Annotated in this window: 20 protein-coding genes; 17 read left to right on the top strand and 3 right to left on the bottom strand. The window is 66.1% G+C overall.

What is annotated here, in order from left to right; genetic code table 11:
* Nucleotides 1-98: 98 nt before the first annotated feature.
* The 4 genes from NTV05_10960 to phoU all read left to right on the top strand — a co-directional run bounded on the left by NTV05_10960 (nt 99) and on the right by phoU (nt 5,556).
* A complete protein-coding gene (locus NTV05_10960; GenBank protein MCX6544913.1) occupies nt 99-2,315 on the top strand; it encodes an ABC transporter permease subunit in 2,217 nt (738 codons plus the stop codon).
* Complete coding sequence (gene pstA / locus NTV05_10955; protein MCX6544912.1) at nt 2,315-3,922, top strand: phosphate ABC transporter permease PstA; 1,608 nt, start codon at nt 2,315-2,317, stop codon at nt 3,920-3,922. The genes NTV05_10960 and pstA overlap by 1 nt, the downstream gene beginning before the upstream one ends.
* A 105-nt stretch (nt 3,923-4,027) precedes the next feature.
* Complete coding sequence (pstB, locus tag NTV05_10950; protein ID MCX6544911.1) at nt 4,028-4,858, top strand: phosphate ABC transporter ATP-binding protein PstB; 831 nt, start codon at nt 4,028-4,030, stop codon at nt 4,856-4,858.
* Nucleotides 4,858-5,556 carry a phosphate signaling complex protein PhoU gene (phoU, locus tag NTV05_10945; GenBank protein MCX6544910.1) on the top strand — a complete coding sequence of 233 codons (699 nt, stop codon included), beginning with the start codon at nt 4,858-4,860 and terminating at the stop codon, nt 5,554-5,556. Before pstB ends, phoU begins: the two co-directional genes overlap by 1 nt.
* Nucleotides 5,557-5,643: 87 nt before the next feature.
* On the opposite strand, the gene NTV05_10940 is transcribed toward phoU, so the two are convergent.
* The gene (locus tag NTV05_10940; GenBank protein MCX6544909.1) at nt 5,644-7,419 is read right to left on the bottom strand and encodes an ATP-binding protein; all 1,776 of its coding nucleotides are present in this window, start codon (nt 7,417-7,419) and stop codon (nt 5,644-5,646) included.
* On the bottom strand, nt 7,416-8,150 hold the full coding sequence (locus NTV05_10935) for a response regulator transcription factor (GenBank protein MCX6544908.1): 735 nt from the start codon (nt 8,148-8,150) through the stop codon (nt 7,416-7,418). The genes NTV05_10940 and NTV05_10935 overlap by 4 nt, the downstream gene beginning before the upstream one ends.
* 125 nt (nt 8,151-8,275) lie before the next feature.
* Here NTV05_10935 and NTV05_10930 point away from each other — a divergent pair, with 125 nt between their 5' ends.
* The 13 genes from NTV05_10930 (at nt 8,276) to NTV05_10870 (ending at nt 18,710) form a co-directional block, all read left to right on the top strand.
* Nucleotides 8,276-9,337, top strand: a complete 1,062-nt coding sequence (locus tag NTV05_10930) for a M14 family metallopeptidase (protein ID MCX6544907.1) — start codon at nt 8,276-8,278, stop codon at nt 9,335-9,337.
* Nucleotides 9,338-9,648: 311 nt separating this feature from the next.
* Nucleotides 9,649-10,002: a phosphoribosyl-AMP cyclohydrolase gene (gene hisI / locus NTV05_10925; GenBank protein MCX6544906.1), complete on the top strand. Its 354-nt coding sequence runs from the start codon at nt 9,649-9,651 to the stop codon at nt 10,000-10,002.
* Nucleotides 9,999-10,886 (top strand): ATP phosphoribosyltransferase, encoded by an 888-nt coding sequence (hisG, locus tag NTV05_10920; GenBank protein MCX6544905.1) that lies wholly within the window; start codon nt 9,999-10,001, stop codon nt 10,884-10,886. The genes hisI and hisG overlap by 4 nt, the downstream gene beginning before the upstream one ends.
* Before the next feature lie 7 nt (nt 10,887-10,893).
* Complete coding sequence (gene hisD / locus NTV05_10915; protein MCX6544904.1) at nt 10,894-12,135, top strand: histidinol dehydrogenase; 1,242 nt, start codon at nt 10,894-10,896, stop codon at nt 12,133-12,135.
* Nucleotides 12,132-13,175, top strand: coding sequence for a histidinol-phosphate transaminase (locus NTV05_10910; GenBank protein ID MCX6544903.1), 1,044 nt, complete (start codon nt 12,132-12,134; stop codon nt 13,173-13,175). Before hisD ends, NTV05_10910 begins: the two co-directional genes overlap by 4 nt.
* A complete protein-coding gene (gene hisB / locus NTV05_10905) occupies nt 13,160-13,747 on the top strand; it encodes an imidazoleglycerol-phosphate dehydratase HisB (protein MCX6544902.1) in 588 nt (195 codons plus the stop codon). Before NTV05_10910 ends, hisB begins: the two co-directional genes overlap by 16 nt.
* A 2-nt stretch (nt 13,748-13,749) precedes the next feature.
* Nucleotides 13,750-14,391, top strand: a complete 642-nt coding sequence (gene hisH, locus NTV05_10900) for an imidazole glycerol phosphate synthase subunit HisH (GenBank protein MCX6544901.1) — start codon at nt 13,750-13,752, stop codon at nt 14,389-14,391.
* A 2-nt stretch (nt 14,392-14,393) separates the two neighbouring features.
* Nucleotides 14,394-15,170 carry an imidazole glycerol phosphate synthase subunit HisF gene (gene hisF / locus NTV05_10895; GenBank protein ID MCX6544900.1) on the top strand — a complete coding sequence of 259 codons (777 nt, stop codon included), beginning with the start codon at nt 14,394-14,396 and terminating at the stop codon, nt 15,168-15,170.
* A 9-nt stretch (nt 15,171-15,179) separates the two neighbouring features.
* Nucleotides 15,180-15,872, top strand: coding sequence for a HisA/HisF-related TIM barrel protein (locus tag NTV05_10890; GenBank protein MCX6544899.1), 693 nt, complete (start codon nt 15,180-15,182; stop codon nt 15,870-15,872).
* A 9-nt stretch (nt 15,873-15,881) separates the two neighbouring features.
* Nucleotides 15,882-16,562, top strand: coding sequence for an HAD-IB family hydrolase (locus tag NTV05_10885; protein ID MCX6544898.1), 681 nt, complete (start codon nt 15,882-15,884; stop codon nt 16,560-16,562).
* A 72-nt stretch (nt 16,563-16,634) separates the two neighbouring features.
* A complete protein-coding gene (locus NTV05_10880) occupies nt 16,635-17,576 on the top strand; it encodes a 2-dehydropantoate 2-reductase (protein ID MCX6544897.1) in 942 nt (313 codons plus the stop codon).
* Nucleotides 17,577-17,580: 4 nt separating this feature from the next.
* On the top strand, nt 17,581-18,405 hold the full coding sequence (locus NTV05_10875) for a sulfite exporter TauE/SafE family protein (GenBank protein MCX6544896.1): 825 nt from the start codon (nt 17,581-17,583) through the stop codon (nt 18,403-18,405).
* Nucleotides 18,402-18,710 carry a DUF1634 domain-containing protein gene (locus NTV05_10870; GenBank protein MCX6544895.1) on the top strand — a complete coding sequence of 103 codons (309 nt, stop codon included), beginning with the start codon at nt 18,402-18,404 and terminating at the stop codon, nt 18,708-18,710. Before NTV05_10875 ends, NTV05_10870 begins: the two co-directional genes overlap by 4 nt.
* A 98-nt stretch (nt 18,711-18,808) precedes the next feature.
* On the opposite strand, the gene bfr is transcribed toward NTV05_10870, so the two are convergent.
* Nucleotides 18,809-19,273 (bottom strand): bacterioferritin, encoded by a 465-nt coding sequence (gene bfr, locus NTV05_10865; protein ID MCX6544894.1) that lies wholly within the window; start codon nt 19,271-19,273, stop codon nt 18,809-18,811.
* Nucleotides 19,274-19,315: the final 42 nt, after the last annotated feature.

Raw genomic sequence — 19,315 nt, 5'->3', positions numbered from 1 at the left:
CTCCGGAGCCCGGCCAGATGCGTCGGGCCCCGGAGGTGTATTCGGGCCGGCGGCCGTATGTGTCGCCGGCCCATTGCCGTCTCATGATGAACCCTTCGATGCCAAGCGTACGCGAGAGAATGGCCGGCGCCGCCAGGCGCATCGGCCGGCTCAAGCGCATCGATCGCGCCGCGGTGGGTGTGATCACGCTCGGCGGCATCAGTGTCATCCTTGCGGTGCTCGGCATTTTGGTCTTCATTGCTGCGGAGGCCGTGCCGCTGTTCAAGCCGGCCACACTGACCCTGTCTGAACACGTCCGTCTCGGCACCGCGCCGCTGGCCGAAGGCGCGTCCCGTCTGCCCGTCTTCGGTACCGACGAGTACCGGAAGTTCATCTATGCGGTGGATCCGGATGGCCGCCTGGCGTTCTATCGCTACGACAACGGAGAGGCTGCCCGCAAACTGCCGATTCCCGGGCTCGGGTCAGCCACGATCACCGCCTCATCGAAGAGCCTGCTCGGCAACTTTGTGGCCGCCGGCACGAGCGACGGTCGCGTCTCGCTCATGCAGATCCGGTTCACGCCGCAGTACCGGGCACAGACGATGGCCGATCTCTCGATCGAGCTTCGCGACCGAGGGATCGTCGAGATCGATCCGGCGAAGCGCCCGGTTCGAGAAGTGTCGTACCTGGAGCAGGAGGGACAGAAGTTCGTTGCGGCGCTGGTTACCGACCGCGATATCGCGTGCTGGTGGACCGATGCCGACGGCAAGGAGTGGCGCGCCAGTCTCGCCGTACCCGCACCCGAACGCGTGACCGCCATTCGCCTCGGCCGCAATGGCGCACTCGTTGCAGGCACCGATCGCGGCAACGTCTACCACTGGCTTCCGCAGCCTGAGATGCGCCTGACCGACGTGTCGCCGGTCGGCGGCGGAGCCATTACCGCCATCGAATGGGTGCTCGGCGGCAAGTCGTGGGTGGCGGGCACCGAGGATGGCAGCGTGTCGGGCTGGTTCCGAGCGGCGACCAGGCCGGACGGCCCGCAGGCGATGGTCAACGCCCACACCTACCTGCGGCAGTCCAGCGCGGTCGTGGCCATCGCGATGTCGGGCCGCGAGCGGAGTTTCGCCACCGCGGGACGCGACGGCTCCATCGTTCTGCGACATTTCACGTCCGAGCGCGTGCTGGCGGAGATACCAGCGGGAGAAGCGGCACCGACGCTCCTCATCACGCCAAAGGCTGACGGCCTGCTCGTCGCGCGCGGCGGCGTCATCGATTGCTTCGCGGTCGTGAACCCGCACCCGGAAGTCAGCTGGACTGTCCTGTTCGGCAAGGTGTGGTACGAGGGCTACTCGAAGCCCGAGTACGTCTGGCAGTCCACCGGTGCAACCGACGATGTGGAGGCGAAGCTCAGTCTGGTGCCGCTCGTGTTTGGCACCATCAAGGGCACGCTCTACGCGATGCTCTTCGCCATTCCACTTTCGGTGCTGGGCGCGCTGTACACGTCGCAGTTTGTGCACCCGACGATCCGCGCAAGGATCAAACCCACCGTCGAGATCATGGCCGCCCTGCCGAGCGTGGTCATCGGCCTGCTGGCCAGCCTTTACCTGGCGTCGGTGGTTGAGAAGAACCTCGTCGCCATGGGAGCGCTGTTTGTGCTGGCGCCCGTGTGTGGCACGGCGGGCGTCGTGGTGTGGCGCGCTCTTCCGCGAAGGATCCTGGCGCGCCTTCGCCCGGGCACCGAGCTGGTCGTCATCCTTCCCATGCTGCTGGCCGCCGTATGGATGGCACACGCCACCGGGCCGGTACTCGAGCGGTGGCTGTTCGCCGGGGATGCACGCTTCTGGCTGAAGGAGGCGCTGGGCGTCACCTACGATCAGCGCAACTGCCTCGTCGTCGGCGTCGCAATGGGGTTCGCGGTCATTCCGATCATCTTTACGATTTCGGAAGACGCGTTCTCGAGTGTGCCATCGAACCTGACAGCCGCGTCGCTGGCCCTCGGCGCGAGCCGGTGGCAGACCGCCGTGCGCGTGGTGCTGCCGACGGCAAGCCCGGGGATCTTCTCGGCCATCATGGTGGGCTTCGGCCGTGCCGTCGGCGAAACGATGATCGTGCTTATGGCGACGGGTAACACGCCGTTGATGGACTGGTCGATCTTCAACGGCATGCGCACGCTGGCGGCCAACATTGCCGTCGAGATTCCGGAGTCGCCGGAAGGCGGCACGCTCTACCGCACGCTCTTCCTGACGGCGTCACTGCTGTTCGTCCTGACCTTCCTCGTCAACACCGTGGCCGAGCTGATCCGGCAGCGGCTGCGCGACCAGTACAAGGCGGTGTGATGAGCGCGCTGCGCGATCTCATCCGGCGCGGCGACCCCGCCATCTGGCTGGCCGGCACGGGTCTGGGCGTCTGCCTGCTGATGATCGGCGGAATGATCGCGCTCATACTGACGCGCGGCCTCGGCTTCTTCTGGCCCGGCCAGCTGGTTGAAGTCACGCTCAAGAACGGCACCGTGCTCCTCGGCGAAGTGTCCGGACGCGAGATCATTCCCACGCCCGGAGCCCCAGCGCACCTGCCGTCTTTTCGGATCCAGTTGAAGCTGGGAAACCGCGATCTGTTTGGCGCTGACTACCGGTGGGTGGACGAAGAGGAAATCGCGGCGCGCGCGTGGCCGGCCGACGCGGTCTATATCGAGCGGCGCGAGTACGGTCCGCTTCTCGGGCGCATCGTCAAGGTGACCGACGGTGATCGCACCATCGCGCAGGGACCGGAGCCCGGATGGGACGCACTGGTTCCGCTGATCGACAAGGCCGAGTTTGATCGTACGGCCATCCGTCGTCTCGAGCGTGATGAAATTGGCGATGTCAACGCGCGCATCGAGCTGGCGCGGCTTGCGCTCAAGCAAGACGCCGGCGCTCGCGAGCTTCTCGAGCGCGAAACCGCCGCTCTTACAGGCCAATACACCCTGCTCGAACTGCGTCTCGGGAGGCTGGCCGAGGACGCCGCGCGGACACGCGTCACCATCAAGGTCGCCGATGGGCGCGAGAAAGATCTCGCCACTGTCGACGTGTTCCGTGCCTACCGGGCCAACCAGTTGTCGACGTTTGAGCGGGCCCGTGTGTACGCCAGCCGGTTGTGGGAGTTCCTGAGCAGCGATCCTCGCGAGTCGAATACCGAGGGCGGTATCTTCCCGGCGATCTTCGGCACGCTGATGATGGTCATCCTGATGAGCTTCGTCGCTATGCCTTTCGGAATCGTCGCCGCGCTCTACCTGCGCGAATACGCCCGACAGGGCGTGCTGGTTCGGGTCGTGCGGATTGCCGTCAACAACCTCGCTGGTGTCCCGTCGATCGTGTTCGGCGTCTTCGGTCTCGGGTTCTTCATCTACTTCCTCGGCGGCACGATTGACCGGGTGTTCTACGCCGAACGGCTGCCGACGCCGACGTTCGGCACGGGCGGGATTCTGTGGGCCTCGCTCACGCTCGGGTTGCTGACGGTGCCAGTCGTGATTGTTGCCGCCGAGGAGGCGCTGGCGGCCGTCCCGCGGTCGATGCGCGAGGCGTCGCTGGCGACGGGCGCCACCAAGTTCCAGACGATCCTGCGGGTCGTTCTGCCCGCGGCGGCGCCAGGGATTCTCACTGGTCTCATCCTCGCCATGGCCAGGGGCGCAGGCGAGGTGGCACCGCTCATGATCACCGGCGTCGTCAAGCTGGCGCCCGACCTCCCGCTCGACGGGACGTTCCCGTTCCTGCACCTCGAGCGGAAGTTCATGCACCTTGGTTTTCACATCTACGACGTCGGCTTTCAGAGCCCCAACGTCGAGGCGGCCAAACCGATGGTCTACGCCACCGCGGTGCTCCTGCTGGTCATCGTCGTGCTGCTGAACCTGACTGCGATCATTGTCAGGACCAGGCTGCGGCGGAAGTATCAGACGTCGGCGTTCTAGGTTCTTCAGGTCATGAAGATGGTCACGACGTCAGTCACGCAAGACACGCACCGGGAATTGCCTATTGCTAGCGACAACCCGGGGACTCAGGACCCCGGCTTCAGGATGCGTGTCACGGTCGGCGCCGAGGCGGCCCACCGGGCCGAGGCTGACCACAAGGATCCAGGCGCAAGGGCGATCGCCGAGCCCGCGATCGTGGTCGACCATGCCAACCTCTGGTACGGAACCAACCAGGCGCTCTTCGATATCACGATGAACCTGGCCGAGAATCAGGTGACGGCGTTGATCGGGCCGTCCGGCTGCGGCAAGTCCACGCTGCTGCGCTGCTTCAACAGGATGAACGATCTCATCGACAACGTGCGCGTGACCGGACGCGTCATCGTGCGGGGGCAGGACGTCAATGCCGCAGCGACCGACGTCATCGAGGTCCGGCGGCGGGTCGGCATGGTCTTTCAAAAGTCCAACCCGCTGCCCAAGTCGATCTACGAGAACGTCGTTTACGGCCTGCGCATTGCGGGGATCAAGGACAGGCCGACGCTCGACGAGGCCTGCGAGCGCTCGCTCCGGGGTGCGGCGCTTTGGGACGAGGCCAAGGATCGGCTCCACGCCAGCGGCCTTTCGCTGTCGGGCGGGCAGCAGCAGCGCCTATGCATCGCCCGCGCCATCGCCATCGAGCCTGAGATCATCCTGATGGACGAGCCCTGCTCGGCGCTCGATCCGATTGCGACCGCGAGAATCGAGGAACTGATCTTCGAGCTGAAGCGCGATTACACTATCGTCATCGTCACTCACAATCTGCAACAGGCGGCCCGCGTGTCGGACTCGACCGCGTTCTTCTGGCTTGGCAGGCTCATCGAGTACAGCAGGACCGGAGAGTTGTTCACCAATCCGCGCGAGAGGCACACCGAGGATTACATCACCGGGAGGTTCGGCTAATGGAACGGTTTCAACGCGATGCGGATTTGGCCGCGCTTCGCCGTACGGTCTCGTGGATGGGCGACCTCGTCGTGGAACGGCTCACATTGGCTGTCCGATCGCTGGTCGAGCGCGACGAGGCTGCGGCGCGGCTGGTGATCGAGGGCGATCGCGAGATTGACGCACTACAGGTCCAGGTCGATGAGCGTGCGCTGTTTCTGCTGGCCCTTCAGGGCCCTGAAGCCGGCGACCTCCGCTTTGTCGTCTCCGCCATCAAGGCGAACGCGGACCTCGAGCGGCTGGGGGATCAGGCGGTCAATATTGCCGAGTCCGCCCAGCGCCTGATGAACACACCGGAGCTCCCGCAGATCATTCAGATCGGGACGATGTCCCAGCGGGCGCTCGCCATGGGCCGGGACGGCCTCGCCGCCTTTCTCGATCGGGATGCCAGCGTCGCGCGGGAGGTGTTGCGGCAGGACGATGAGGTGGATGCCATGAAAGGCCGGGTGCTGCGCGTCGTGATCGACCAGATGACCCGGGACCCCGCCACAATCGAGCGCGGCATGGAGCTGGTGATCGTGAGCCGTTGCCTCGAGAGAATCGCCGATCACGCGACAAACATGGCCGAGGATGCGATCTTTCTTGTCGAGGCGATGGACGTCCGGCACCATCGGTCGGATCACGGGAATCCCGGAATGGGGGCGAACAACGGGGTCTGACCCCACGGGTCCGGTCGGGCGTGACCCCCTCCGCTAAGGCTACGGCGGTCCGCCGGAGCTTTACGCGAAGGCGGATGAATCGCGCCCCTACGGCAGGGTGATCGTGAAGATGGCGCCGCCCTCCGGGCGATTGGCCGCGAGCACTTCGCCACCAAGCACGTCTACCAGGTGCTTGACGATGGACAGGCCCAGGCCCGTGCCGCCCGATTCGCGCGAGCGGGCCTTGTCGACGCGGTAGAACCTCTCGAAGATCCGGATCAAATCGGCCTCCGGGATCCCTGGCCCGTGATCGGCCACGGTGATTACGGTGCGGGTCGACTCCGCCGTGCCGCCGGGCTCGCGTGCCGCCGAGAGTTCGATCGTCGTTTGCGGCGGGGCGTAGGCCACCGCGTTCTCAACGAGATTGCGAACCGCATCGTGGAGCTTGGCGGCGTCGGTCACGAGCGTGGCGGCTGACGCATCGATGTGGGTCACCACCTGCTGCTGTTTCGCCGTGATCGCGGGCGAGAGCTCCGTGACGACATCGGCAAGCGCAGTCGCCAGCTCAATCGGCGTTCGGTTGACGGGTTCCTGGCCCGCCTCCAGCCGCGCGAGCCGCAGCAGGTCGTGCACGAGCCGCTCCATCCTCTTCGCGTGGCGCGCGATGATCTCCAGAAATCGGCGGGCCTCGCCGGCCTCAGGGGTCTCCTCGTCCTGCAACGCTTCAACGTAGCCCTGGATCGCCGTGAGCGGTGTCCGCAGCTCGTGCGATACGTTGGCGACGAAATCGCGCCGGATACGGTCGGCCTGCCGCAGGTCGGTGATGTCGTGGAGCACGAGCACCGCACCACTCGAGCCGCCCGTCCCGATGGGCGCCACGCGTGCGACGACCGTCCGATTGGCATCACGCGGGGGCGAGAACTCCAGCCCTTCCGTGGACCGGCCTTTGAGAGCGCTGGCAATGAGCGCGCCGAGGTCCGGCTGGTGGACAACCTCGAGGAAGTGCTCACCCGCCGGTTCTCCCTCGATGCGCAGCATTCGCTTCGCGGCGGCGTTGACCAGATGCACGCGGCCCTGCTCGTTCACCACCACGACGCCTTCGAGCATGCCAGCCAGCATCGCCTCCATGCGGGCTCGATCCTGCGCCAATTCTGATATCCGGCCTCCCAGCTCACGGGATGTGTCATCCAGCACCCGGGCCACGGTGCCCAGCTCGTCAGTGCCGTAGTCAGCCGACCGATGCGAGAAATCGCCGACGGCATATCGACGAGCCACCGCCGCTATGGCTTTGACGCGTCGAGCGAGCAGTAAAGACGAAAGCCAGGCGAGAGCCAGGGCGCAGGTCAGCGCGAGAACGAGTGCGACCACGAGTCCGCGGCCAGCGGCACTCACTTGCTCGTTGACGTCACTCAGCGGGAGTGCGAGGCGCACAAACGACACGTACGGGTGTTTGAGAGCGATTGCCACGTACAGGAGGTCTATCCCAAGCGTCGCGCTGTGACGCCGTTCGATCCCCAGCCCGGCCCGTCGCGCCGCCTCTATCTCCGGCCGCGTGCCGTGGTTGTCCAGCTTGGCCAGGCCGGCCAGATCCTCCGCCGAATCGCCCACCACGCGGCCGTCGGCGGCGACCAACGAGACGCGCGCCGAGGTCATCGCCCCGATGCGGTCAGCTTCGGCATCGAGCGCGGCCACCGACCCGTCGGTCTCATGCTCGCCCACCAGCGCAGCGGCCATCCGGGCCTCGGCAATCAGGTTCCGTTCGATGGCGCTCAGCAGTTGCGTGCGAAGCGACGACACGATGAGTGCCGCTGCCACCACGAGCGCGATGGCTGCGACGCCGAATACCGCCAGAAACGTTCCGCCTCTCAGGCCCCTGAATATCACCGCCGTGAGCTCCCCGTTTCGGATGGGGTCTGGTCGTCGCGAGAATCGCCAGGCTCAATCAGCCGATACCCGAATTGCTTTACCGTCTCGATAGCTTCGGCGAGCGCGGGGATCTTCTCCCGGAGGCGCCGAACGTGAACGTCGACGGTACGGGTGCCGCCCGTGTACCGGTACCCCCACACGTCGGTGAGGAGCAAGTCGCGCGACAAGACACGGCCCCGGTGCTGCAGCAGGTACTCGAGCAGCAGAAATTCCTTGGCCGTCAGTCGGACGTCGCGTCCTTCGTCGGTGATCCGATGGCGCTCGCGGTCGAGGACGATCGAATCGAAACTGAGCGTGGATTCGCCCGATTCGGCCCAGCGCTGGGCGCGCCGGAGCAGCGCGCCAACCCGCGCGACCAGTTCGTTGGGGCTGAACGGTTTGGTGACATAGTCGTCGGCGCCCAGTTCGAGGCCGACGATGCGATCCGACTCCTCCGAACGCGCGGTCAACATGATGATGGGCAGGGCGCGAGTGCCAGGCGAGGTCCGGAGCGAGCGGCACACTTCGAGTCCATCAAGCCCCGGCAGCATCAGGTCCAGGATGACCAGATCGGGCGCGCGTTCTCGAATGCGCCCGAGCGCCTCGTCTCCGGCTCGAACCACGTCCGCGACGTGGCCGGCCCGGGTCAGATACCGGCGCACAAGCTGCGCGATGTCGTCATCATCTTCGACGATGAGGATGCGACTCATGCCACGAGTATACAAGGGCGCGGCCAGCCGACGGCGGGAACTGGTATGCTCATGCCCGTCACAGCCGGCGATCTGGGGCGCGCGACATGGCGCGCCCGCGACGTCCTTCTATCTGGGAGCGCATCATGCTGACAACGACACTCTTGGCTCTGACGATCACTCTGGCGCCCGGGCAGCAGCCGGCCGCCCAGGCGGCGGACCCCCATCCGACCATCAAGGTCGGCACCGCCTCTGCCACACGCGGGCAGAAGGCGACCGGCGTCATCGCGGTGCCGGCCGGCGTCGACGCCGCCACAAGCATTGCGGTCGCGGTTGTGCACGGGGCAAAGCCCGGTCCGGTGGTCGCCATTGTCGCCGGCGCCCACGGCACCGAGTACAGCTCCATCCTTGCCGTCGAGCGCCTCATCCAGGTGCTCAATCCGGCGGAGATCGCGGGCACCGTGATTCTGGTGCCGCTGGTCAACGTCGCGTCGTTCGAGCAGAAGATCGCGCACATCAACCCGATCGACGGCAAGAGCATGAACCGCTACTACCCTGGCAAGATGGACGGGACGCAGACCGAGCGGGCGTCGTTCCTGATGACGAAAGAGGTGGTCGACCAGTGCGATCACCTGATCGATCTGCACGGCGGCGACATCGACGAGAGCCTGCGGCCGTATTCCTACTGGACCGTTACGGGCAACGCGAGTCAGGACGCCATTTCGAGAGAGCTCGTGCTGGCATTCGGGCTCGACCACATCATCATCTCTGCCGACAGACCAAAAGACCCCGCGGCATCGCGCTACCTGGAGAACACCGCGTCGACGCGCGGCAAACCCTCCATCACCGCCGAGGCCGGGCACGCCGGCACGACGGAGACTGATGACATCGCGGCGCTGGTCAACGGATCGGTCAACGTGATGCGGCATCTGAAGATGCTGCCTGGCGCGGCCGCGGTTGTCGAACACCCGGTATGGATCGAGAAGATTGCGACGGTGACCAGCGACCAGACGGGCATCTTCTATCCGCTCGTGAAGCGCGGCATGACGGTGGAGGCCGGGATGAAGATCGGCTACGTGACCGACTACGTGGGGAAGGTCATTCTCGACGCTCGCGCGCCGGCCGCCGGCGAGGTGCTCTTTATCCGCGCGGTACCGTCGATGACAAAGGGCGAGACCATCGCCAACATCGGCATCGTCAAGCGCTGAACACCCGTCAGGGCGCAACCAATCGCGACGCAGCAGACGTCGGTGGCGTGAGGCGACATCAATGGCGCCCGTGAGGCGTCGATCGCCGGCGCACCAGACTTGACAGTGGCACGAAGGTCCGCTAACGTGACAGGGAAGCTGAACATGGTTACGGTCCTGCTCGCCGTGCGGCACCACCACCACCACTGCACCACATGCAGACTGGCGATGCTGCGCTTATGAGCTAGGACAGGACACACGCTTCCGATCTCAGACGGCCTCGCCGGCAACCACGCTGGCGGGCCGTTTTGCTTTTGGAGGAGACACACGCCGTGACACTGAACTATTCGAAACTCGGAGGGCTGGTTCCGGCAGTCGTACAGGACGCGACATCCCGGGAAGTTCTCATGGTGGGCTTCATGAACGAGACCGCCTTCGACATCACCAGACACACCGGCTACGCGACTTTCTTCAGCCGGACCCGCAACACGCTCTGGACCAAGGGCGAGACATCGGGCAACCGACTGGCTGTCGAGCGCCTGCTCGTTGATTGCGACAACGACACGGTGGTGCTGCTGGTTCGGCGGCTTGGCGACGGCAACGTCTGCCACACCGGGGAACGGACCTGTTTCCGCCGCAGCGTGGACGTCAAGACGGAGAGGGCGGCGGAGGCGAGCGCGTCATGAAACTGAAGCTTGGCATCCCGAAAGGGTCGCTGCAGGATTCGACCGTCCAGTTGTTCGCGCGGGCAGGGTTCAGCATCTACGTGAACCCGCGCTCGTACTTCCCGGTCATCGACGACCCGGAAATCGAGTGCATGCTCATCCGGGCGCAGGAGATGGCGCGCTATGTCGGCGACGGCGTGCTCGACGCGGGGCTGACGGGCCGGGATTGGGTGTTCGAGCAGGCGCTGGCCGGCGGCGGACGCCAGCCACTGCAGACAGTGTCCGAACTGGTCTACGCCAAGCAGAGCTTTGGCAAGGTGAAGTGGGTGCTGGCCGTGCCCGACGAGTCGCGGTTCAAGACGCCCACCGATCTTGAAGGTGCCACCGTCGCCACCGAACTCGTGCGAGTGACCGAGGACTACTTCCGCCGCCTCGGCGTGCGGGTCACCGTCGAATTTTCCTGGGGCGCGACCGAGGTGAAGCCCCCGGTTCTGGCCGACGCGATTGTCGAGGCCACCGAGACCGGATCGACACTGCGCGCGAACCGGCTGAGCATCATCGACACGGTGATGGAATCGGCCACTCAGTTTGTGGCGAACGAGACGGCGTGGCGGGACCAGTGGAAGCGGACCAAGCTTGAGAACATCGCGATGCTGCTGCGCGCCGCGATCGCCGCCCAGGGCCGCGTAGGCCTGATGCTCAACGCTCGCCTGGTCGATCTGCCGAACGTGCTGGCCCTGCTGCCCGCTCTTCGTCGGCCCACGATCTCGCCGCTGGCCGACGCCGAGTGGGCCGCGTTGAACACCATCGTCGAGGAGCCGACCGTGCGCGATCTGATCCCGCGCCTCAAGGCCGCCAGGGCCGAAGGCATCGTTGAATACCCGCTGAACAAGATCGTCGAGTGAGGACGAGATGGCAACCGTGAGAATCCTCGACGGAGCCGACCACCGGGCCATTGAACAGCTGTTCGAGCGGCCGACGCGCCGTCGTGCGGCGATTGGCGATCAGGTCGCGCGCATTGTCGCGGACGTGCGCCGCAGGGGCGATCGTGCCGTCCGCGCGTACGCAAGGCAACTGGACGGCCTGGCGGCGGCGCTCGAGATCGGGCGGGACGAGATCGAAGCGGGCGCGCGGTCGACGCCGGCGACGACCAGGCGCGCGCTGCGTGAAGCCGCGAGCAACATCCGGAAGGTGGCGCGCGCGCAACGGTTGCGACCATCGTCGGTTTGCGTCGTGCCCGGTATTGTCGTGGAGCAGCGGGTGACGCCGCTCCGCCGCGTGGGCTGCTACGTGCCCGGCGGACGCTTCCCGCTGCCATCGTCGCTACTGATGACGGCCATTCCCGCCAGGGTCGCCGGGGTCGATGAAGTGATCGCCGTGTGCCCGAGGCCGGAGCCAGTCGTGCTCGCGGCCGCCATCGAGGCTGGCGTCGATCGTATGTTCCGCATCGGCGGAGCCCATGCAATTGCCGCGCTGGCGTATGGCACCGACACGATCCCGCGGGTCGACAAGATCGTGGGACCCGGCAACAGCTACGTTGCCGAGGCGAAAGCGCTTGTTGCGCGCGAGTGTGCCATCGACTTCTATGCAGGGCCCAGCGAGATCGTGATTGTCTCGAACGCGGCGCCGGCGACGTGGATCGCGGCCGACATGCTCGCGCAAGCGGAGCACGACCCGGAGGCGCGCGCCATCTTCATCACGACCCGGCGTGCGCTGGCGCGCAGTGTCCTGCGGGCGATTGAGCGGCGGATGCCAGCGAGTGGGCCGGCGCGGGAGTCGCTCGCCAGGCGGGGCGCCATCATTGTCGCCCGGACGCGCGAGGAAGTCATATCGATTGCCGACCGGCTCACGCCGGAACACCTGGTGTGCGATGACGACGAGGTGGCGTCGCGCGTGAGGGCGGGCACGGCGTTTGTCGGAGCGTGGAGCGCGCAGGCCGCAGGTGATTACGCCACCGGGTCGAACCACGTGTTGCCAACTGCTGGCGCGGCGCGTTTCCGCGGCGGGCTGTCGGCGGCCGACTTCGTGCGCGTGTCGAGTGTGCAGTGTGTGACGCGCGCGGGGCTGCGGCGCATCGGCAAGGCCGTCATCACCCTTGCCGAAGCCGAGGGCCTCACGGCGCACGCAGATTCGATCAGGGAGCGGTTGCGATGAGCGATCTATACGAACGAGCGCCCGAGCGGGGCCCTGGATTGCGCCTGCACCTGAACGAGAACACCGCGGGTTGCTCGCCGCGCGTGCTGAACGCGATGCGGGCCGTGACCGCCGGCGAGGCCGCGTTCTACCCGGACTACGGAGCCACCCTCCGAGCGTGCGCACGGTGGCTGGGGATTGACGAGAACCGGTTCTTTCTGACCAACGGTCTCGACGAAGGCATCTACTCGACGGCGGTGGCCTGGCTGCAGCGCCTGGATGACGGTCAACGGGCCGACGCCATCGTTGTCGAGCCCGCGTACGCGCTGTTTGCGGCCAGCGCCTCGGTGGTCGGTGCGCGCGTCATCCGTGTCGGGCCGCGGCCGGACTTTTCGTTTCCGCTTGCGGAGACGCTGAACACCATCGGGCCAGCCACGCGGGTCGTCTTCATCGCGAGCCCGGCCAACCCCTCGGGGGTGCTGGTGACAGCCGAAGAGGTGCGAGCGGTGGCGACTCGGTTGCCCCCCGGCGCCATTGTGTTTCTCGACGAGGCGTATATCGAGTTCGCGGGCACCAGCTTCCTTGACGAGCTTGTCTCGTGCCCGAACGTGCTTCTGGGCCGGACATTCGCGAAGGCGTACGGGCTGGCAGCCGTGCGTGCCGGGTATCTGGTGGGAGCGCGCCAGGCTATCGGTCGCGTTCGCAGCGTGACGCTGCCGTTCAGCGTAAACGTGTTCGCGCTGGCAGCTACGCGGGCCGCCATCGACGACGGCGACTACGTGAAGTGGTACGTCGCGCAGGTTGAGGCATCCCGCCGGCGCATCTATGAAGCGTGCGAGCGGCTCGGCCTCGAGTACTGGAAGAGCCAGGCGAACTTCGTCCTGGTTCGCGTGGGCCCGGGCGCGCCCGCGCTGGTTGAAGCGCTGGCTGCGCGCCGTGTGTATGTGCGGGATCGCTCCAATATCGCCGGGTGCGGCGGATGCATTCGCATCACGGCCGGCTTGGTCGAGCACACGACCGCGTGCCTGGCCGAACTGGAGGACCTGTGCGCAAGGGCGTAGCCGAGAGACACACGGCCGAGACCCGCATCTGGATCGCTATCGGGCTGGAGGGGCAAGGCCGCTACATGGTCTCGACCGGCATTCGATTCCTTGATCACATGCTCGAGCTGGTCGCCCGCCACGGGGCGTTCAATCTGGAGGTCCGGGCGCAGGGCGACCTGGACGTTGACCAGCACCATACCGTGGAGGACGCGGGCATCGCCTTTGGCGAGGCCGTGTCGCAGGCGCTCGGCGCGCGTCGCGGCATCAACCGGACCGGCTACTTCGTGATGCCGATGGACGAGACGCTGGCCGTTGCGGCCATTGACCTGTCCGGCCGGCCGCACGCGGTGGTCGACCTCGGTCTGCGCGCCAGAATGGTCGGCGACCTGCAGGCCGAACTTGTGCACGACTTCTTCGAAGGCTTCGCCGTTGGCGCACGGGCCAACGTCCACCTCAAGGTGCTGTACGGCCGATCGAGCCATCACCGCGTCGAGGCCGTCTTCAAGGCCTTCGCGCGGGCCCTGCGCGTAGCCTGCAGTCGCGACCGGCAATTGGGGCGGATGCTGCCGAGCACGAAGGGATTGCTGTAGCCATGCGCATCGCGCTCGTGGATTATGGGGCCGGCAACCTGACGTCGGTGCACAAGGCGCTTCGTGCCCTTGGCGCCGAGGTGTTCATCCCGTTGGCGCCAGCTGAACTGCACGAGGCCGCCGCCGTTGTGATTCCTGGGGTGGGACACTTCGCGGCGACCGCCGCGCTCGACAATTCGTGGCGCGCGGCCGTGATGGCATCGGTCGCATCAGGACGCGCGCTGCTCGGGATCTGCCTGGGCCAGCAGTGGTTGTTCGAGGGAAGCAGTGAGGCGCCTGACCTGCCGGGCCTTGGCCTGTTTCAGGGTCGCAGCGTGCGTCTCGACGAAATCGATACAGAGCGAAGTCCCGTGCACGCCTTCGGCGAGACAACAAAGATCCCTCATGTCGGATGGAACGACGTTCGCCTCGTGAGGCCATCGGCGTTGCTCACCGGTCTGACCGATGGGGCGCAGGCGTACTTCACGCATTCGTACGCCGTGCCGGTCACCGGCGCCGCAATCGCGACGACTGTTCATGGCGCGGTCTTTGCGAGTGCAGTCGAACACGACCGCGTGTTCGGCGTGCAGTTCCATCCGGAGAAGTCCGGCGACGTCGGCCTGACCCTGCTCGCCAACTTCCTTCGCATTGCAGAGGGGGCATAGCGATGCTGTCCAGGCGCATCATTGCCTGCCTCGACGTCCGTGACGGCGTGGTCGTGAAGGGCGTTCAGTTTGCGGGCCTCACGCGAGCAGGTGATCCAGCGGTGCTGGCCCGCCGCTACAACGTCGAGGGGATCGACGAGCTGGTCGTCCTCGATGTCACGGCAACGATCGAGAGCCGCCGTGCCATGGCGGAAACGATCCGTGCGGTGGCGGCCGAGTTGTTCATTCCGCTGGCTGTCGGGGGGGGCATCAAGACTGAAGCTGACGCCGCGGCTATGATCGACGCCGGGGCGGACAAGGTCAGCCTCAATAGCGCGGCACTGGCCGACCCACGGCTCCTTACGACGCTGGCCAGACGGTACGGCAGCCAGGCGGTCGTCGTGGCCATCGACGCGAAGCGAGAAGCCCAGAGCTTTCGCGTGTACTCGCGCAGCGGGCAGAGCGCGACCACACGCGACGCGGTCGGGTGGGCGCGCGAAGCAGCAGCACGCGGGGCGGGCGAACTCTTGTTGACGTCGATCGACCGTGACGGCACACGTCAGGGTTTCGACTGCGATCTCAGCGCCGCGGTGGCGGATGCCGTCTCGATTCCGGTCATCGCGTCGGGTGGGGCGGGATCGTTCGAACATTTCCTCGAGGTCTTCACGGACGGCCGCGCCGATGCCGCGCTGGCCGCTTCGATCTTTCACTTCGGGGAGCACGCGGTTCGCGACCTCAAGACCTGGCTCGGGCAGCACGGCGTGCCTGTGCGCCAGATGTCCGGGGCGATCGACCGCTGAGAGAAAGCGATGCTGATTCCGTCCATTGACCTGCGCGGGGGACAGGTCGTCCAGCTCGTGCAGGGCAAACGCCTGGCGCTCGCCTTTGATGACGTGTTCGCATGGGTGGATCGCTTTGCGGGCTATCGGCGGGTGCAACTCATCGATCTTGACAGGGCATTGGCGACTGGCACCAATGAGACGCTCGCACGGCAGATCTGCGCCCGGGTTGCGTGTCGGGTTGGCGGCGGCGTGCGCGACATCGCACGCGCACAGCGATGGCTTGACGGCGGCGCTCGGGAGGTGATCGTCGGGTCGGCGTTCTTCGGTCCGGCGGGCATCGATACAGATTTCGCCGGGGCGCTGGCAAGCGCGGTGGGTGCCGAGCGCGTCATTGCGGCCATTGACAGCATCGGCGGCCGGGTCGTCGTGCGCGGCTGGCAGAAGCAGACTACGGTCAGTCCCGAGGAGGCCGCGCGCCAGCTGGAGCCTTACTGCGGCGGGTTTCTCTATACGCATGTCGAAACCGAAGGCATGATGGAAGGAATCGACATGGCTGCCGTCGCTCGGGTCCACGCGGCGACCAGCCGACCGATCAGCGCTGCGGGCGGCATCACGACCGCGGAAGAAATCGCCGCACTCGAGGCGCTTGGCATCGACGCGGTCGTCGGCATGGCCATCTATACCGGCCGCCTGCCGTTACGCGCGCGAAGCGAACCATGACGGAGTTGCATGAAGCGTCTGGCCCTGTTCGATCTCGACGACACGCTGCTCGCCGGTGACAGCGACTATGAGTGGGGTCAGACGCTCATTGACGTGGGCGTGTTCGATCGCGCGACGTACGAGGCGCGCAACCTCGAGTTCTACGAGCGGTACAAGGCGGGCGTCCTCGATCTCCGCGAATATCTCGCCTTCCAGCTGGAGCCGCTGGCGAGCCATCCGCGCAGCCAACTCGACCTGTGGCACGCGCAGTTCATGACGTCGAAAGTGCTGCCCATGATCCGCCCGGGCGCCAGGGGGCTCATCGAACGCTACCGCGACGATGTCGAGGTGATCATCACGGCGACAAACCGGTTTGTGACCGGGCCCATTGCCGACGCGCTCGGCGTGACGAATCTCCTGGCGACCGACCTCGAGGAGGTTGACGGGCGGTTCACCGGACGGGAGCGGGGAACGCCATGCTTCCGGGAAGGCAAGGTGACCAGGCTCGACGAGTGGCTGGCGGCCCGCGGTGAGCGATTGTCCGATTACGACGAAAGCTGGTTCTACACCGATTCCATCAACGATCTTCCGCTTCTGCAGAAGGTGACCAACCCATGCGCCGTGCACCCGGACGAGAGGCTGCGGGCGCATGCCGAGGCTCACGGCTGGCCCATCGTCTCGCTGGATGCGGGTCAATCACTCCCGGAGTGATTATCTCGGCGCGGATCTCGTGCCGCTTCCATAATCACTCCGGGAGTGGTTCGGGCGTGGTAAGTTGCCAATATGTCGATGCATTTTGCGGTCGTCGGTGCTGGAGCCGTTGGCGGGTACTACGGGGCGAAACTCGCTCGGTCCGGTCAGAAGGTGAGCTTCGTGGCGAGAGGCGCGAACCTCAGGGCCATCCGGGAGCGGGGCCTGATGGTCTGGAGCCCGCTGGGTGACTTCACGGTGCGTGCGCAGGCCGAAGACGACCCGGCGAAGATCGGGCCGGTCGACGTCGTTTTGCTGGCTGTCAAGACGTACGACAACCAGACCGTGCTTCCCCGGCTCAAGCCCCTGCTCGGCCCGCACACCGTCGTTCTGTCGCTGCAGAACGGCGTGGACTCGGTCGACGAGGTCGCGGCCGTGGTTGGAGAAGACCACGTTCTCGGAGGCCCGACCTATATCGCCACGGCCCTCTCGTTGCCTGGCCTGATCGAACAGACCGGCGTGCACCGGCGCATCGTCTTTGGCGAGGCGTTCGGCGAGCGGACCTCGATTACCGAACGGGTGGAGCGAATTGCCGTAGTCATGATGGCGGCCGACATCCAGGCCGAAGCTGTGGCCGATGCGCGCGTGGCGATGTGGGAGAAGTTCATCTACCTGTCGCCGTTTGCCGCCTTCACGGGTGCCGCGCGGCTGCCGATTGGACCGCTCAGATCCGACCCGTTCATCTACGAGCAGATCATGGTGGCGGTGTGCGAAGTCGAGACCGTCGCGCGGGCAGAGGGCGTTGCCATTCGTGATCACGGCAGCCTGATGGAGTACGTCGCCAGTTACGTCGCCGCGCTGCCGGCGGCCACGCGTTCGTCGCTGCTGATCGACTTGCAGATGGGCAAGCGGATCGAGCTCGAGGCGCTGCCCGGATCGGTGGTTCGCCGCGGCCGCGCGGCTCGGGTGCCTACGCCAATCATGGGCGCGCTCTACTCGGCGCTCAAGCCGTGGGCAGGCGGAACGAGAGAGTAGTCGGATGTCGCCACTGTTCCTGGCGTTGATGATCGTGATGGGCGGAGTCGCCGGCGCGATGGGCGCGCTGCTCGGTCTCGGGGGCGGCGTGTTCCTCGTGCCGTTCCTCGTGCTGGCGGCGGGGCTGCCCATCAAGACCGCGGTGGGCATCAGCCTGATCACGGTGATTGCCACGTCGAGCACGGTGTCGGCGCATTCGGCCGGACGACAGCTCATCAACCTCCGCTTCGGCATGGTGCTGGAAGTCGCGACCGCCGCTGGAGGTCTGATGGGAGGCCTCACGGCACACTACCTCTCGGAACGAACAATTGAATGGCTGTTCGCGATCGTGGCCTGCGCTGTCGCGGGCGTCATGCTGACGCGACTCGATCGCCGCAACGTGATCACCGAACCCGATGTGGCCCCGGGCACACTGGGAGGCCGGTTCTACGACGCGGAAGTCGGCCGCATGGTGATCTATCGCGTCAGGCGGTTGGGGCTGGCCCTGCTGGCCTCGCTCGTGGCGGGGAATGTCTCGACGTTGCTCGGCGTGGGCGGCGGGATCATCAAGGTGCCGGTGCTGAATGCGTGGTGCGGAATGCCGCTTCGGGCGGCCGCGGCGACAAGCGCCTTTATGATTGGCGTCACCGCCTCGGCGGGGGCGGTGATCTACTACGGGCAGGGCCACATCGTTCCGACGCTGGCGGCCGCGACCGTCCTCGGAGTGCTCGCCGGATCGCGGATCGGCCTGCGGCTTGCGATGCGGTTGCGCACTCGATGGCTCAAGATCATCATGAGCGGCATCCTGGTTGTCGTCGCGGGGCTGATGATTGTGAGGGCGGCGAGATGAGCGACGGGCCGCCGACCACCTCGACGCACGATCTGGAACGGATTCTCGGCCGCGTGCTCCTGATAGGGAGCACGTTGAGCACGATCGTGCTGGCGGTGGGACTGACGCTCGCCGTGCTGTGGCCGGCGCATGCAGCCGGCGCATGGCTGCTGCGCGCCGGTCTTGTCATCCTGATGGCCACGCCCGCACTGCGGGTCCTCGTGTCCGTCTTCGAGTACGCGAGCCGGCGCGACTGGCTGTTTGCAGGCCTGACCGCGACGGTGCTGCTCGTGCTTGCCGGCAGCCTCCTGGTTGCGCTGCACTGACTCCGGGTCCGGCTTGCGGCGCCGAGAGGACGGGCACGGCATGCCGTGCCCCTCCGACGTGTCCCCGGGATCGCCACGCTCTTGCGCGGCCGTCCATCCTACGCCTGGTTCGCCAGATAATTCTGCAGTCCCATCTGGGCGATCAGTTCACGCTGGGTCTCGGCCCAGTCCACGTGCCGCTCTTCGTCGAGCAGGATCTTGGCAATCAGCTCACGAGTGCCGTTGTCGCCGGCCTTGACGGCGGCGGCAATCGTCTCGTTATAGTTCTTGATCGCATCGGATTCGGCGTCCTCGTCTGCGACGATCATGTCGGTGACGTTGGCACCGATCTTCATGTGATTGAGCTTCGACACGGTGGGCAGACCTTCGAGGAAAAGAATGCGCCCGATCAACATCTCGGCGTGCTTCATCTCGTCGATGGCCTGTTTCTCGAAGGCCTCGTGCAGCTTCTGAAAGCCCCAGTTCGCGCACATCTCCGAGTGCACCATGTACATGCTGATGGCCGTCAACTCTTCGGCGAGCCGTTCATTCAACACCCTGAGAATCTGCGGGTTCCCTTTCATGGCGGTCTCCTGCGGTATGAACCACCGGCACCCGGTGGGAAA

The sequence above is a fragment of the Acidobacteriota bacterium genome (assembly GCA_026393755.1).
Lineage (GTDB): Bacteria > Acidobacteriota > Vicinamibacteria > Vicinamibacterales > JAKQTR01 > JBAXOX01.
Note: the sequence above shows the minus strand (reverse complement) of the source record. Positions and strands in the feature narration are given on the sequence as shown.